The organism is Streptosporangium sp. H13245 (assembly GCF_055690525.1).
Genome location: NZ_JBSZKT010000049.1, coordinates 21272 through 35199, shown reverse-complemented (window position 1 = coordinate 35199; position 13928 = coordinate 21272). Strand labels below are relative to the sequence as shown.

At 71.0% G+C, this 13928-nt stretch carries 13 protein-coding genes; 5 read left to right on the top strand and 8 right to left on the bottom strand.

The genetic code is table 11. From position 1 onward, the window contains the following. Positions 1 to 6 precede the first annotated feature (6 nt). On the top strand, positions 7 to 987 hold the full coding sequence (gene egtD / locus ACW9TB_RS36535; RefSeq protein WP_472752694.1) for an L-histidine N(alpha)-methyltransferase: 981 nt from the start codon (positions 7 to 9) through the stop codon (positions 985 to 987). A gap of 37 nt (positions 988 to 1024) precedes the next feature. On the opposite strand, the gene ACW9TB_RS36530 is transcribed toward egtD, so the two are convergent. Together ACW9TB_RS36530 and ACW9TB_RS36525 are read right to left on the bottom strand one after the other, a co-directional pair. Continuing rightward, positions 1025 to 2182, bottom strand: coding sequence for a hypothetical protein (locus ACW9TB_RS36530; RefSeq protein ID WP_472752693.1), 1158 nt, complete (start codon positions 2180 to 2182; stop codon positions 1025 to 1027). Beyond that, entirely contained in the window at positions 2179 to 2697 is a 519-nt protein-coding gene (locus ACW9TB_RS36525; RefSeq protein ID WP_472752692.1) for a SigE family RNA polymerase sigma factor, read from the bottom strand. Before ACW9TB_RS36525 ends, ACW9TB_RS36530 begins: the two co-directional genes overlap by 4 nt. A gap of 302 nt (positions 2698 to 2999) precedes the next feature. Between ACW9TB_RS36525 and ACW9TB_RS36520 the strand changes: the two genes are divergently transcribed. Then, positions 3000 to 4433: a glycosyltransferase family 4 protein gene (locus ACW9TB_RS36520; protein ID WP_472752691.1), complete on the top strand. Its 1434-nt coding sequence runs from the start codon at positions 3000 to 3002 to the stop codon at positions 4431 to 4433. Between the two features lie 246 nt (positions 4434 to 4679). Here ACW9TB_RS36520 and ACW9TB_RS36515 read toward each other — a convergent pair whose 3' ends face one another. Then, a complete protein-coding gene (locus ACW9TB_RS36515; RefSeq protein ID WP_472752690.1) occupies positions 4680 to 4970 on the bottom strand; it encodes a hypothetical protein in 291 nt (96 codons plus the stop codon). 361 nt (positions 4971 to 5331) lie between these two features. Here ACW9TB_RS36515 and ACW9TB_RS36510 point away from each other — a divergent pair, with 361 nt between their 5' ends. The 3 genes from ACW9TB_RS36510 (at position 5332) to ACW9TB_RS36500 (ending at position 7693) form a co-directional block, all read left to right on the top strand. Beyond that, positions 5332 to 6675, top strand: coding sequence for an XRE family transcriptional regulator (locus ACW9TB_RS36510; protein ID WP_472752689.1), 1344 nt, complete (start codon positions 5332 to 5334; stop codon positions 6673 to 6675). Beyond that, entirely contained in the window at positions 6672 to 7214 is a 543-nt protein-coding gene (locus ACW9TB_RS36505) for a flavoprotein (RefSeq protein ID WP_472752688.1), read from the top strand. Before ACW9TB_RS36510 ends, ACW9TB_RS36505 begins: the two co-directional genes overlap by 4 nt. Before the next feature lie 107 nt (positions 7215 to 7321). Beyond that, positions 7322 to 7693, top strand: coding sequence for a signal peptidase I (locus ACW9TB_RS36500; protein ID WP_472752687.1), 372 nt, complete (start codon positions 7322 to 7324; stop codon positions 7691 to 7693). A 100-nt stretch (positions 7694 to 7793) separates the two neighbouring features. On the opposite strand, the gene ACW9TB_RS36495 is transcribed toward ACW9TB_RS36500, so the two are convergent. From ACW9TB_RS36495 to ACW9TB_RS36475, 5 genes are read right to left on the bottom strand one after another with little or no spacing between them, the layout of a single operon-like run. Beyond that, on the bottom strand, positions 7794 to 8390 hold the full coding sequence (locus ACW9TB_RS36495) for a DUF1349 domain-containing protein (protein ID WP_472752686.1): 597 nt from the start codon (positions 8388 to 8390) through the stop codon (positions 7794 to 7796). Then, positions 8387 to 9496 carry a Gfo/Idh/MocA family protein gene (locus tag ACW9TB_RS36490; protein ID WP_472752685.1) on the bottom strand — a complete coding sequence of 370 codons (1110 nt, stop codon included), beginning with the start codon at positions 9494 to 9496 and terminating at the stop codon, positions 8387 to 8389. Before ACW9TB_RS36490 ends, ACW9TB_RS36495 begins: the two co-directional genes overlap by 4 nt. Then, the gene (locus ACW9TB_RS36485) at positions 9478 to 10488 is read right to left on the bottom strand and encodes a zinc-dependent alcohol dehydrogenase (RefSeq protein WP_472752684.1); all 1011 of its coding nucleotides are present in this window, start codon (positions 10486 to 10488) and stop codon (positions 9478 to 9480) included. The genes ACW9TB_RS36490 and ACW9TB_RS36485 overlap by 19 nt, the downstream gene beginning before the upstream one ends. Position 10489: 1 nt before the next feature. Beyond that, positions 10490 to 12601, bottom strand: coding sequence for a N,N-dimethylformamidase beta subunit family domain-containing protein (locus ACW9TB_RS36480; protein WP_472752683.1), 2112 nt, complete (start codon positions 12599 to 12601; stop codon positions 10490 to 10492). After that, a complete protein-coding gene (locus ACW9TB_RS36475; RefSeq protein WP_472752682.1) occupies positions 12598 to 13824 on the bottom strand; it encodes a galactosyltransferase-related protein in 1227 nt (408 codons plus the stop codon). The genes ACW9TB_RS36480 and ACW9TB_RS36475 overlap by 4 nt, the downstream gene beginning before the upstream one ends. Between the last annotated feature and the right edge of the window lie 104 nt (positions 13825 to 13928).

Here is a 13928-nt window from a genome sequence, read left to right as displayed (position 1 = left end):
GGCCCCGTGTCCGTCAGCCAGTCAGCCATCCGCCTGGTCAACCATCTCGGCCGCGACCATCTTCGCCAGGCACTCGAACACGACGTCCGCGCCGGGCTGACGTCGACGCCGAAGTGGCTACCGCCCAAGTGGTTCTACGACGAGGCGGGCAGCGAGCTGTTCTCCCGCATCACCCGGCTGCCCGAGTACTACCCCACCCGCCGCGAGCTGGACATCCTGCGCAGGGAGGCCCTCGACATCGCCGTGCGCGGCGGCGCGGACACCCTGGTCGAGCTGGGTTCCGGGACCAGCGAGAAGACCGTCCTGCTGCTGGACGCCCTCGCCGCGACGGGGACGCTGCGCGCGTACACGCCGGTGGACGTCGACGCGGCCACCCTGGGCGAGGCCGCGCACCGGCTCGCCTCCCGCTACCGGGGCCTGACCGTGCGCGCGATCTGCGCCGACTTCGAGGTGCACCTGGGCCTGCTGCCCCGTACGGGACGGCGGATGGTGGCCTTCCTCGGCGGGACCGTCGGCAACATGACCCCGGCGGCGCGCGAGGTGTTCCTGAAGGAGCTGCGCGCCACGCTCCGCCCCGGCGACACCTTCCTGCTCGGCGCGGACCTGGTCAAGGACACCCGTCGGCTGGTCGCGGCGTACGACGACGTGAGCGGGGTGACCGCCGCCTTCAACCGGAACGTCCTGCACGTGATCAACAGGGAGCTGGACGCCGACTTCGAGCCGGACGCCTTCGAGCACGTCGCGCTGTACGACGCGCGGCACGAGTGGGTCGAGATGCGGCTGCGCGCGAGCCACGACATGCGCGTGCGGATCGGCGATCTCGGCCTGCGGATCTCCTTCGCGGCCGGAGAGGAAATGCGGACCGAGATCAGCGCCAAGTTCCGCCCGGAGGGGCTGCGGCGGGAGCTCCTCGCGGCCGGTTTCGGGATGATCCGCCAGTACGTCGACCCGACCGGGGACTTCATCCTCGTCCTGGCCCATCCCTGACCGCCGCGACGCGGGGACGTCCCGCGCCTCGGTCCCGTCAGCGGCCCGCGACTCCGGGCAGGGTCAGGGTCGGTTCCGCGAACCCGGTGTAGCGGGCCAGCCGCCGGGCCTGTCCGGTGTTGACGTCGACCGCGTAGGTGCTGGCGTCCCCCTTGATCTCGTGGGCGATCGTGACCTCGGACCCGCTCCGCCAGATGGAGGTGTCGAAGATGCCCCCGCCCTTCGGCAGGCCACGGATGGTGACCTTCCGCAGGGTCCGCCCGCTCTTGGCGTCGAGAAGGGTGAGCTTGCGCTTCCCCATGTCCTTGAACTCGACGGCGGCCACCGTGCGGCCGTCCGGGGCGAGCTCGCTGAACATGATGAACACGCCGTCGAAGCGCACCGGCGAGCCCCCGCCCGTGACGGGCATCAGCCACAGGTCGGTCTTGATGTACCGGACCAGCGCGACGACGCCGTTCCTGATGCCGACCGGCTCGAACTTGCCGTTCACCGTGAGCGTCTTTCCGGTCCGCACGTCGATCAACAGGCCGGGATCCTTGGTCCCCTCCCGAGGGTCGAAGGCCACGTAGCGGCCGTCGTCGGAAACCGCGAGCATGGAGCCGATACCGATCTGTTCCCGCTTCACCGTGACGGGGGAGGTCACCTGGGAGCCGCTCACCAGGTCTCGGACCACATGCGCCCGTGCCTGGGCGCTGTAGTACGCGAGCATGCGCCCGTCCCGGCTGATCGCGACGGGTACGTGCTGCCCTCTGGCGTTCTTGACGAGCGCCTGCGGCACCCGGTACGTCGTGCCGGTGACGGTGACCACCCGCCACTCGACGGCGCTGCAGTCGAAGACCTTCGGCTGCTTCGGGTCGTCGGTCTTGCAGGACGTCTGGTACGCGTGGCTGAGCGCCCCCACCTTGCCGTCGGGCAGGTCGGGCATCGCGTCCACACCGTCCGCGTTGTCCGCGCCGCCCATGTTGTCCATGTTGTCCGCGCTGTCCACGCTCCGCGGCGTGGCCGTGTCGTCGCCACGCGACCCCGGCAGCACCACGACCGCCGTCGCCGCGCCGAGCACCGCGACCACCGCGACGGCGACCCGTGCCAGCGCGGCGCGCCGCCCGCGCCGGTGGCCCGCGGCGACCCGGTCGGCCAGGTCCACCAGGGGGGCCTCGTTGGCGATATCGTCCAGCGTGTCATGCAACCTGGTCATCGGGCGACCTCCCTGATCTCGGTATCGGACAGCAGATACTCCAGCTCGGGCGCGAGCGTGCGCAGGCGGCCCAGCGCGTGATGGGCCTGGCTTTTGACGGTGCCCACCGAGCAGCCGAGCGCCTCGGCCGCCTGGGTCTCGGTGAGGTCCTCCCAGAAGCGCAGCACGATCACGGCGCGCTGCTTGGGCGTCAGCTTGGCCAGCGCCTGGCGCAGCACGATCCGGTCGAGCGTGGCCTCGTCATGGGAGGCGCCGCGCTCCGGCGGGTCGGCGCTCGGTGACTCGGGACGTGGCCGACGCCACCAGGAGATGTACTGGTTGACCAGCGCCCTGCGCGTGTACGCCTCCGGATTGCCACTCCTGGACAGCTTGGGCCACTGCCCCATGACCTTGATCAGAACGCTCTGCAGCAGGTCCTCGGCGAGATGGGCGTCTCCCGTGAGCAGATAGGCGGTCCGCATCAGCGCCTGCTGGCGGGCGAGCACGAACTCGCGAAAGCCCTCGTGACGATTCAATGTGATGTCCTCCTGCCCGTTCCCAACGCGACCCACGGGACAAATGGTTGTAGGTCTGTCCTTTCTTCATGACCGCCTCTTCATGACCACGCCTCTTCACGGCCGCGCGGCGAAGATGTCCCCGGCGCTGGAGCCGTCGGCCAGGCCGTTGCGGACACGCACACAATCTGGGACCTGCTCGCACTTAAGCGTCCTTTGCAACCATCCACCCCATCGGAGCGTCTAGAAGGTGAAAGCGGGGAACGCGCCACGGGGACTGACAGGCGCGTGAACCCGGAGGCGAACGAGAAGGGGACTCTTAGGTGCGCGCACTGGCAGGCAAGGGCAAGGCGGCCGTTTACCAGCTGCTCAAAGCCCGCAACCGAAGGCGCGAACGATCCGCGCCGCCCCCGTCCACGCACCAGGTCAAAATCCTGATCCTGCACGCGTACGGCATGGGCGGCACCATCAGAACGGTTTTCAACCTGGCCGGTTACCTGGCCTCGACCGGGCATGACGTGGAGATCGTCTCCATCCTCAAGGAGGCGGAGGAGCCGTTCTTCCCCGTCGACCCGAGGGTGCGGTTCCGCTTCCTAGACGACAGGCTGGTCCCGCGGACCGGCCTGCGCGGCCGGCTGTCGAAGATGCCGAGCAGGCTCATCCCGCCGCAGGAGGCCGCCTACCACCGCTTCAACGTGTGGACCGACCTGCAACTGGCCCGGTGGATCCGCTCGGTCGACACCGGCGTCATCATGGCCACCAGGCCCGGGCTCAACCTGGCCCTGGCCCAGCTGGCCCCGCCGGGCGTCATCACCATCGGCCAGGAGCACGTGGCCCTGCGGGGACAGCCGCAGGAGATGCAGGAGATCGTCAAGCGCCGCTACCGCAACTTCGACGCGCTGGTCACCCTCACCAGGGCCGACATGCGCGACTACCGCGAGACACTGCGGCGCAAGCCCCGGAAGCTGGCCAGGATCCCCAACGCCGTACCGCCCATGACCGGCGGGATCTCCAGGCTGGAGGACAAGGTCGTGGTCGCCGTCGGCCGCATGACCAGGCTCAAGGGCTTCCACCGGCTGATCACCGCGTGGGAGAGCGTGGCCGCCGCCCATCCCGACTGGACCCTGCGCATCTTCGGCGCCGGGCCGCAGGAGGACAACCTGCGCGCCCAGATCGCCGAGGCGGGGCTGGAGGGCAGGGTCGAGCTGCCGGGCCCCACCGCCGACGTCGGCGCCGAACTGGAGAAAGCCTCGATCTTCGCGCTCAGCTCCCGCCACGAGGGCTTCCCCATGACGATCCTGGAGGCGATGGCCAAGGGGCTGGCGATCGTCAGCTTCAACAGCCCGCACGGCCCCAAGGAGATGATCACCGACGAGGTCGACGGGCTGCTGGTCAAGCCGCGCACCAACGCCAACCTCGCCCTCGCCCTCATCCGCGTCATCGAGGACGAGGAACTGCGCCACCGGCTGGCCGAAGGCGCCCTGGCGACCGCCACCACCTACGACGTGAATACCATCGGCGCCAAATGGGACGCCCTTCTGGAGGAACTACTGGCCCGCCGCAACGGCACCTACGTCAAACCCGCCCCCGCCGTACCGGCCTCCCCGGAGGAGCCACCGCCCGCAGCGGGCTCCCCCGGTCAAGCCGACTACGGCCCTCAAACCAGCTTCGGCCCTCAGACCGTCGCTGGCTCTCGGGCCGTCTCCGGCTCCACCGGCTCGGCGGTGATATTCACGAACGCGCCGTCGCGGAGTTGAGCCGCGCCTGATGTGATACACCCCGGTCCGGTGGGCCGGGGTCGAGGACGGAGAAGGTCCCGGCAGGTGGAGAGGGGGAAGAAGGACGCGCGGTCGCATGGGGGGCCGTACGCGTCGGCTCCGCCGCCTGCCGGGACCAGAGCTGATCAAGGGCATCGGGCCGAAGATGACCGAAGAGCGCGACGGGGCGGCGGTAACGCTCTCCGGCACCCTCCGGGCCGGAGGACACCACCCCGTCGCGCCCGCCTATCGACCGGCGTATTCGGCCAGGACCCGGGCCGCGCCCGCCACGTCGCTGATCGGGTGACGCCTCTCGGCCGACTGCCAGGAGTAGAAGGCGCCGCCGTAGCCGATGAACACCCACACGGGCAGGCCCACCCGCGGACGTTCCACCATCAGCGCACTGTCGTTGTCACGCAGCTCAGAGCGCACGCCGAGCCGCAGGAGCGCCTCCCGTAGCCGGGTGAGGACGAGGGCGTCGCCGTTCCGCCGCCGCTCGTGGAGACGAGTCGCGGCGGCCTGCATGATCGGGTTCATCCCGCCCCCCTCCCACCCCGGCCGAGCCCTTCCCGCCCGGTCGGCGAGGCCCACCGGCGAGATGGGCGGCGTGGCCCGACGTCTCCGCCACCCGGGGCGGAAACGTGGCTCGCCGGTCTCCTCTGGAGGGTCACCATTGCCATCTCCTCGAATTCGTCCACGCTTCCCGCGACGGAAAGCGGATTGACATACTGTGGTTGCTCGATGACAAGTTCACCGGCGAACCGGGGAGACGGCACCCCCCAAGGACCCCCCTCTTAACCCCTTTGATTTTTCGGCCGAAGGAGAGCCGCATATGGCCCGCAGCCCTAACAGTCGACTTCGGGCATGGCGTCAGAAGGCGGACTTATCGCGCGGCGAAATGGCCAAGATGATCAATCTGACGCTCAGTGGGATCAAATATCAGCTGGCGTGCGATGAGGAACGGGTCCGCAGGTGGGAGGCCGGTGAGGTCTTGTGGCCACGCGAGCCCTACCGTCTCGCACTGGAAGAGCTCACCCACCGGGACCCGGAAGACTTGGGTTTCTCCCCTACCAGGCGTGGCCGGACCGAGAATGGAACGGTCACAAGCGCGGTTCATCCCGTCGTCTCCAGCGACAGGATCAGCCACTTCTCTCGACCCGATGCTGTATATCTCTCCCCATCAGAAGAGAATGAGGAGGAAATGCGCCGTCGTGAATTTTTCGGATTGACCGGAGCCACCTTGTTCGGGGCGGTGCTCAATCATCCCGAGCAGCCTCACGACACGGTTCAGAGCATTGAGAACCTCGCCACGGCCCTTGTCGAACACTCCGGCTCGATTGACGGCTCCGTTGATTTGCCCCGGATCGCGGTTTCGGTCGCCGAAGCCAAGCGAAACTATCAGGCCGGGCGATACTCTCAGGTGACCGCCGGGCTCCCCTCGTTGCTGCGTACGCTGCGAGCCGCCTGCACCGCGCTGGAAGGTGACGAGAAACTACGGGCGAGCGTGCTGTCATCCGAAGCGCATCACGTGGCGGCCTCCATCTTGCTCAAGCGGGAGAGCAAAGGGCTTGCCCAACTCGCCGCCGACCGTAGTGCCCAGGCAGCCCACGCCAGCCAGAACCCCCTGGCGATCGGATCGAGTTCCCGCATCACCGCCAGAGCCTTGATGGACGAGGGACATCATCGGGTCGCCGCCGATATGGCCAGAACCGCGGCCATGCGCATGGACTCCGATCTCAAGGACCCTTCCGGTGACGAACTGTCGGTCTACGGGGCTCTGTTGCTCAGCGGAGCCGTCGCCGCGGCACTCAGCGGTGACCGGCACACCAGCGCCGAACTCCTCGACGAGGCCACCCAGGCGGCTCAACGGCTCGGCTATGACGGCAATCATCAATGGACCGCGTTCGGGCCGGTCAACGTGCTGTGCCACCGGGTGGACGTCGCCCTGAGACTTGGCGACGCGGGAACCGCGATCGACCACGCCCGTCAGATCGATCTCGACAAGCTCCAGGCCGACGAGCGCAAGGGCAGACTCCTGCTCGACACCGCGCGGGCGCTTTTCATATGCGGCAAGCACGACAAGGCCCTGCACATCGTACGGGCCGCCGAAGAGATCGCGGCCGAGGAGGTCACCGGCCGACCGGCCGCGCTGCGTCTCGTCCGCGACATCCTCGTCACAGCCCCGGCCGGTGTTCGCCGTGAGGCCCGTGAATACGCCACGTACCTGGGAGTGATCGCGTGACCGAGCCCGGCAAGGTCCTGTACGTCGTCGTGTGCGCGGCCGGTGCCGCCCGGGACGTCGGCCGTCTCGTCGCCCTCGCCCGGGACGAGGGCTGGATCGTCCAGGTCGTCGCCACCCCGTCCGCGCTGGACTTCATCGACGTCCCCGCCCTGGAACGACAAACCGGACGCCCCGTCCGCAGCCGATACCGCAGACCGGACGAGCCCAAGCCCCCCAGAGCCGACGCGATCATCGTCGCCCCCGCCACGTACAACACCGTCAACAAGTTCGCCCAGGGCATCGCCGACACCTACGCCCTCGGCCTCCTCGCCGAAGCCCCCGGCCTCGGCATCCCCGTGGTCGTCCTGCCCTTCGTCAACAGTGCCTTCGCCTCACGCGCGCCGTTCCGGCGAAGCGTCGAAAGCCTTCGAGCCGAAGGCGTCCCCGTCCTGCTCGGTCCCGGCCGGTTCGAGCCGCACGCGGCCGGGAGTGGTGGCGAGAATCTGGAGACCTATCCCTGGGCTCTCGCTCTCGAAGAGGTCAAGCGGCACCGTCGTTAGCGGGCGCAAATCACTGTTGAATTCCTTTCGCAGGTATGAAAGGCGGCTCCGCGTTCGGTCGGTGGAAGCCGCGTGAAACTCCCGACCGCCGAACCGGAGCCGTGAGCATGGCCGACAACTACTACACCGGCAACGCCACCGATGACGCCGACCAGTACAGGGGCTGGCTGATGGGCCACTTCGTCGACCCCGAGGCCGGAGGTATCCGCTCGACCGGTGTCCTTGAGGTGAAGTGGGGCATCCACCCCGCGGGCCAGCGGCGTCCCGAATGGACCGCCGACGACCGGCGCACCACCCTGCTTCTGCTCATCCAGGGCCGCTTCCGCCTCGACCTCACCACGGGCAGCACCACCCTGGAACGCCAGGGCGACTACGTCGTCTGGGGACCGGGCATCGACCACTCCTGGCAGGCCGAGGAGGACTCCACCGTACTGACCGTCCGCTGGCCGTCGACGGCCGACGCGGGCCTCCGGCGGTGACAGGGGTGGCAGGGGATAGCGGGGGTGGTGTCGGCGGTCGCGAGCCGGGCGGATCGGTGGACGTGCCACGCCCCGGTGGCCGACCGACGGGGAGAGGCGGCTACTCGCCGCCGCGCAGGTCGGCGAGGCGCTTGGGCGAGTACTCGATGTCCTCGAAACGCACGGTGCAGCCGTCGCCGGTGGGGCTCTGCGCGAGGAAGCCGACCTCCGGGTCGCCGTCGAGCGCGAAGTATCTGATGAGGTTCCAGAAACCGGACTCGTCGGCGACGTGGAAGGCGAAGGCGGAGCCGATGCGGGAGATCCGCAGCCGGATGTCCGTGCCGTCCATGGTCACGGAGTTGCAGTCGTCGGACACCCCCCGGGTGACCACCGAGACGATCGTGGGCTTGCCCTGCGGGGAGAGCTCCAGGCAGAACTTGGCCCACCGGTCGTCGTCGGCGTACAGCAGCAGGACGGCCGCGTCGTAGGTGGACAGCAGGTCGAGCCTGACCCGCGCGCTGAGCGTGAAGTCGCCGTCCAGGCGGCCGACGAGGGCGGGGGCGTTGGCGTAGCGGTTCGGCTCTCCGGGGTCGGAGAAGAGGTCGGTGCCCGCTCCCGCGACGATGGAGAGCGCGTCGCCGTCGGCGCTCCACTCCTCGGGCCGGTTCAGCCAGCGCAGCGGCGTGGGAAGGGCGGGCAGGGAGACGGTTTCGCTCACGGGTGTTCCTCCAGAGGCTTTGCGAGCGCGTAGGCGGTCGCGATGAGACGGTCGACGGTGGCGGCGTCGCGGACGGTGCAGACCGGATCGGTCCCGTCCCTGACGCTACGGGCGAAGTCGGCCATGAGGGGGAGATGCGGGTTCTCCGGCGGGGGAAAGAACTCGTCGACGGCGACCCCGTCGACGATCCCGCGCACGGTCCCCGAGTCCAGGGGGTCGAGCTCCAGGTGGCCGCCGTCGAAGGACAGAAGCAGCCGGTCGCGGCGGGCGCCGGGCGCCCACGCCGCCTCCAGGTCGGCCACACTTCCCGACGACCAGGCCAGCCCCACCCGGGCGACGCGCTCCCCGCCCAGGTCGAAGTACGGGCCCGTCCGCGCGCCGGTCACGACCGGCTCCCCCAGCAGCCAGCAGAGCAGGTCGAGGCGGTGGCTGCCCACGTCGGCGAGCACTCCCCCGCCGGAGAGCGCCGGGTCGGTACGCCAGAGCCTGGGATCGTCCGGCCCCGGATCGAAGGGGCTCCGAAACTCCACGGCCGCGTGGTGTACGGCACGCCCGCGCAGGGTCTCGCGTACCCACCCGAGCGCGGGCGCGAGACGGCGGTAGTAGGCGACACCCGCGTGAGCGGCGGCCAGCTCGGAAACCATCCCGTGGTGGTGGGGGGCCTCCGCGTGAGCGGCGGACGGCTCGGAAACCGTCTCGCGAGGGTGGGCGGCGCCCGCGTGGGGGGCAGCCGGGTGGTGGGCGCCATCCGCGTGGGCGGCGGGCAGGTGGTGGGCGGCATCCGCGTGGGCGGGTGGGTCGGGCAGCATTCCGCCGAGTGGCTTCTCCACGAGGACCGGCAGACCGGCGCGGGCCGCCGCGACCGCGAGGGGCAGGTGGAGCGCGACCGGGGTGGCGACGTAGACGACCTCGGCCACGTCGAGCAGCTCGGCGTAGTCGGACGTGCCGAAGGCGCCGGACCCGTCGCAGGCGGCCCGCGCCCGCGCGGCGTCCCTGCCCCACACGCAGGCCACGGTCTCGCCCAGGGCCAGCAGGGCGGGCAGGGCCTTCCTGCGGACGATGTCGCCGTACCCGGCGATTCCCCATTTCAATTTTTGTCCGGACATATGGCTATTTTCAGGGTTTCCGGGGGCGGGGTCTGGAAGGGCGTGGCGCCTCCGGCCGGGTGGAGGGTGGGGCTCTCGGAAAGGCGGTCGAGGGCGTCCTGGAGCCGTTCCAGCGGGTAGACGGCACTGAGGATCGCGTCGAGGCGCAGGCGCCCGGTGAAGGTGGCGGCCAGCCGCTCGGCCACGCGCATCGCCTCGGCCCTCGCGGTGTCGGTCGGCTCGGCGGAGCTGTGCACCCGCAGCCCCTTCTTCTCCCACTTGACCATGTCGAAGGTGACATGGGTGTCGATGTGGTGGGTGCCGAGGAAGACGACGAGGCCGTTCTGCCGGACCATGTCGACGCAGGCGTTGGCGGTGTGCGGGGTACCGACCGCCTCGACGGCGACGTCGAACTCCGTCCCCAGCTCCTCCGGTACGGCCTGCGGCGACTTCACCAGCACGGTACGGTCCGCGCCGAGGAGGGTCGAGCGCTCCAGGCGCCAGGGGTCCAGGTCGGCGACGGCGATCTCGGCCGCGCCACGCAGCCGCGCGACCTGCAGGGCCATCAGCCCGACCGGCCCCTGCCCCACGATGGCCACCCGGTCGCCCAGCCGTACCCCCCGGGTCGCGTGCACGGCCAGGGGCAGCAGTTGCAGGATCGCGCCCTGCTCGAAGGGCACGTCGTCGGGGAGGGCACCCACGCTGACCTCCCTCGCCGCCGCGTACTCGGCGAAACCCGAGGTGAGCGGGGTGCGGACGAACACCCGCTGTCCCGGCGCGACCCGGGTCACCCGCTCCCCCACGGCCTCGACGGTTCCGGCGACCTCGTGGCCGAAACAGCCGGTCGCGCAGTGGTCGCGCAGGCCGTAGTAGTGGTAGTAGGCCAGGTCACTGCGGTTGCAGACGGTGCAGGCCCCCACCCGGACGAGCACGTCGCCCGGCCCGATGGACGGGATCGGCGCGTCGCCGTCCAGGCGGATGCGGTGTCGGTCGACGAGTTCGATCCGGCGCACGTCACTCCTCGTTCTCGTGGTTTCCGGTCTGCGGATGTCCCGTGGTCCCGCCGTGGTCCGGTTCACGCCGGAAGCCGTGGACCAGTTCACGCCAGAACAGGTCGCCGTCCGGCGTGGCGCCGATCAGCCTGCCCGCCGTGCCGGTCAGCGTGGCCAGCCCGGGGGTGGTTCCCAGCGGAACCCACCCGCCGTCACCGTCCCCGGTCCGTGGCTCACCGTCGTCACCCCGCGCTCCGGCCAGCGACTCACCGTCAGCCCGCGCCCCGTGTGGCTCCCCATCGGCCCGCGCTCTGAGCCACGGCTCGCCGTCGTTGGCCTGTCGTCTGAAGCGCAGTTCCCCGTCGCGGGTCAGGCCGATCAGCCGTCCCCCCACGTGGGCGAGCGCGGCGAGCCTCGGCCCGCCGCCCGCGCGGGTCCACGGTTCGGACCGCCCGGCGGCGAGCGGGCGCCGCCACAGCTCGCCTTCGGCGCCGGTGGCGAACATGGTCTGGTCGATGGGGGCGATCCCGACCGCCCCCGGCGGGGCGTCGTACAGGTCCGTCCAGGGTGCCCGCCCGGTCACCGGCTCGCGGGCGACGACGCGTCCGTCGGCGTGCAGGCCGTACAGGAGAACGGGCGAGCCCGGCGTCGCCTCGCGTGGCGCGGCGAGCGCCACCAGGCCGGGCGCGGGCTCGATGCGCCGCCATCTCAGGTTCTGGGTGCGGTACGGCCGTGTCCAGAGATCGCCGTCGGTGAGGACGGCGAAGAGCTGTTGCTCGCAGGCGGCGAGCGCGAGCGCGGCGGCCCCGCGACCCATCGGCTCCCACCAGCCGGGGGCTCCGGCGAGCCTGGCGAGCACGTTGCGGGTGACGCGGTCGATGACCGGGTCGTCGAGGGCGTCGCCCCAGCCGATCGTGGCCGCGTTGAAGACGGTGCCCGCCCCCCGGCGCATGATGCCCATGGTGGCGTGGCCGCCCTGGCCCAGGTGCCGCCAGTGGCGCAGGTCGGCGGTGGCCAGGATGGCGAAGTCGGCGGGTGTGCCGTCGGCGCCCGTCGCCAGCGGGACGCCGTCGACCTCCACGTACTCCGCGGCGTCGGTCTCGTAGCCGACCGCGCCCCTGCCGAAGGTGTCGCCGTCGCGCAGCCCCGTGCCCTCGAACACCCAGTGCTCGGCGAAGCGCACCGTGTACGCCTCGGACTTCATCGCGTCCATGTCCTCCCAGCAGCCCGCGCCGCGCCGGAAGCTCACCCCGGTCAGGCTGTTCTCCGGGCGGCACACGGGGGAGCCGGACCACTCCACGGTGACCAGGCTCGGGTCGACCGTGGCCATCGGGTCGAGCAGGGCGTCACGGTGGCACACCATGGTGCGGCCGTCGTCCTCCAGCCGGATCTGCCACCAGCACGTGTTGCCGCCGAAGAAGGCGATGTTCCCCCCGGCCGCCACGAAGGACTCCGCGGCGTCACGCATCCGCCGGGTCCAGTACTCGTCGTGGCCGGGAATCACGAGCAGGCTCCGGCCGCGCAGCAGCGCCTCGGGATCCTCGTGCAGGTCCAGGTTAGAGCAGTAGTCGGCCCGCTGGCCGCCTCGGCTCAGCCACCGGTAGAAGTGGTCCTCCCAGTTGCCCGCCGGTCCGCCGCCGGGGCGGTCGAAGGTGACCCGGACGGCGCGTTCGTCGCCCTCGGTGGGATAGAGGCCCTCCCCTGGCACTCCGGCCCTGTTGTACGCCTGCCAGGTGAGGAAGGGCACCGACACCAGGATCGACCCGCCCCTCGGTTCGCGGGCCCTGACGACGAAATACGCCTCGTCGTCAGGATCGGGGGTGCCGGGGGGACCGGAGGTGCCGTGGGTGAACGCCACGGCGTAGAGCGAGCTGGGCCAGTCGCCGGGGATCTCCAGGGTCCACCAGGGCCCGGAGGCGTCCAGCTCGGCCCTGACCTCGCCGGTCACGGCGTCGCGCACCCGGGCACGGCAACCGGCCGCGCCACGCCCGCCGTGCCCGGGTGCGCCGCCCTCGCCCCCCGCGCCGTCGTCCGGGTCACCGTCCGCCGGATCCCCGGTCAGCAGGCGGAAGCGCAGCGATCCGCCCTGGGGCACCGACGTGCGCGCCGCGTAGGCGCGAACGGCCAGGGTCATCCCCTGGGACCCCGCAGGTCGCCGTACCCACCGGCGACGGTCCAGCTCAGCGGGTCGATGTGGGCGTTGAACGGCAGCCCGTCCAGGGTCATCTCCGGACGCGGGTGGGCCAGGTGCAGCAGCGGATCGTCGAACCGGGTGAACCGCCCGGCCAGGCTCAGCCGCGCCACGACGTCGTCGTCCTCGCCGCCCCAGCCCTGGTAGCGCTCGTCGAACCCGCCGATCGCGTCGAAGATCGTCCTCCTGGCCCAGAGGCAGGCCCCGGGCGGCTCCTTCAGCACCAGCGAGCGTACGGCGTCGAGCGGCACGTCGGCCTCGCCGCGCTCGCAGCGGCGGCGGATGGCGGCGGCGGAGGTCTCGGGGTCGAGGCAGTACATGCGGCGGTAGGGCAGGAAGGCCGAGAGCTCGGGCTCGCGCGCCATCCGGTCCAGGTTCCGGCTCAGGAACCGGCGGTCCGTCAGGATGTCGGTGTCCAGCACGCAGACCAGCTCGGCCTCGCCCGGGGTGTCGCGGACCCCGACGTTGACCGCCCAGGACTTGTTGAAGTGCCCGTCGTGCCGCGCGAACACGTAGTGGTCCACCAGCGGTTCGACGGTGTCGCGCCAGGTGGGCGCCGAGTCGGACTCGACCACGGTGACGCTGACCTCGTCGCCGTGACCGTCCTGGTCGCGCAGGGCGGCCAGGCAGGCCAGCAGGTTGCGGGTACGGGCGCCGCCGACGCGGTCCCGGAAGGGGATCACGATCACGGCCCGCGTCCCGGCCTGGCGCGTTCCCGGCGTCCCTGTCGCCCCCGACGTCCCCGTCGCTCCCGATGTCCTCGGCCGCGACCAGGCGGAGACCTCGGCCACCGGCACCTCGGCGGCGGAGCGGTCGGTCAGCGCGCCGTTGTGGTAGTCGACCAGCACGTGCGCGTCGGCCTCGGCGATCAGCTCCGCCAGGCGCGCGCGGTCGGCGGGTGAGCGCTCCAGCAGGGGGACGAGCGCGTCGGCCAGGGCGGTCTCCAGCCCGCGGTCCCCGGGGGAGGCGGCGAAACGAGCCAGGTCCTCCGCGGCGGGCTCTCCGGCCACGAAGTGGGCGAGGGCCTCGGCCACCGCGCCGTAGTGCGGGCCGCTGATCTCCCACCAGTCCGCGGCCACCAGGGGAACCGACGGGTCGTTGGCGAGGAAGACGTACGCGGCCAGCCTGGACCCGAGCGTCCGCGTGTCCGGAAAGGATCCCGGCATTTGGGATGACGCTATTGGGGTTTCTGTCATGCCGTTTCCCTCCACCTGCACGAATTCCCTCCGGCCGCGCGAATGTCGAACCGGATGTACCGTACCGTGCCCGA

What these genes read in the sequence shown, in the direction of transcription:
- ACW9TB_RS36490 (WP_472752685.1), bottom strand. Translation starts at nt 9,496, where the DNA reads ATGTCCGGACAAAAATTGAAATGGGGAATCGCCGGGTACGGCGACATC.
- ACW9TB_RS36510 (WP_472752689.1), top strand. Translation starts at nt 5,332, where the DNA reads ATGGCCAAGATGATCAATCTGACGCTCAGTGGGATCAAATATCAGCTG.
- ACW9TB_RS36515 (WP_472752690.1), bottom strand. Translation starts at nt 4,970, where the DNA reads ATGAACCCGATCATGCAGGCCGCCGCGACTCGTCTCCACGAGCGGCGG.
- ACW9TB_RS36480 (WP_472752683.1), bottom strand. Translation starts at nt 12,601, where the DNA reads ATGACCCTGGCCGTTCGCGCCTACGCGGCGCGCACGTCGGTGCCCCAG.
- ACW9TB_RS36500 (WP_472752687.1), top strand. Translation starts at nt 7,322, where the DNA reads ATGGCCGACAACTACTACACCGGCAACGCCACCGATGACGCCGACCAG.
- ACW9TB_RS36475 (WP_472752682.1), bottom strand. Translation starts at nt 13,824, where the DNA reads ATGCCGGGATCCTTTCCGGACACGCGGACGCTCGGGTCCAGGCTGGCC.
- ACW9TB_RS36530 (WP_472752693.1), bottom strand. Translation starts at nt 2,182, where the DNA reads ATGACCAGGTTGCATGACACGCTGGACGATATCGCCAACGAGGCCCCC.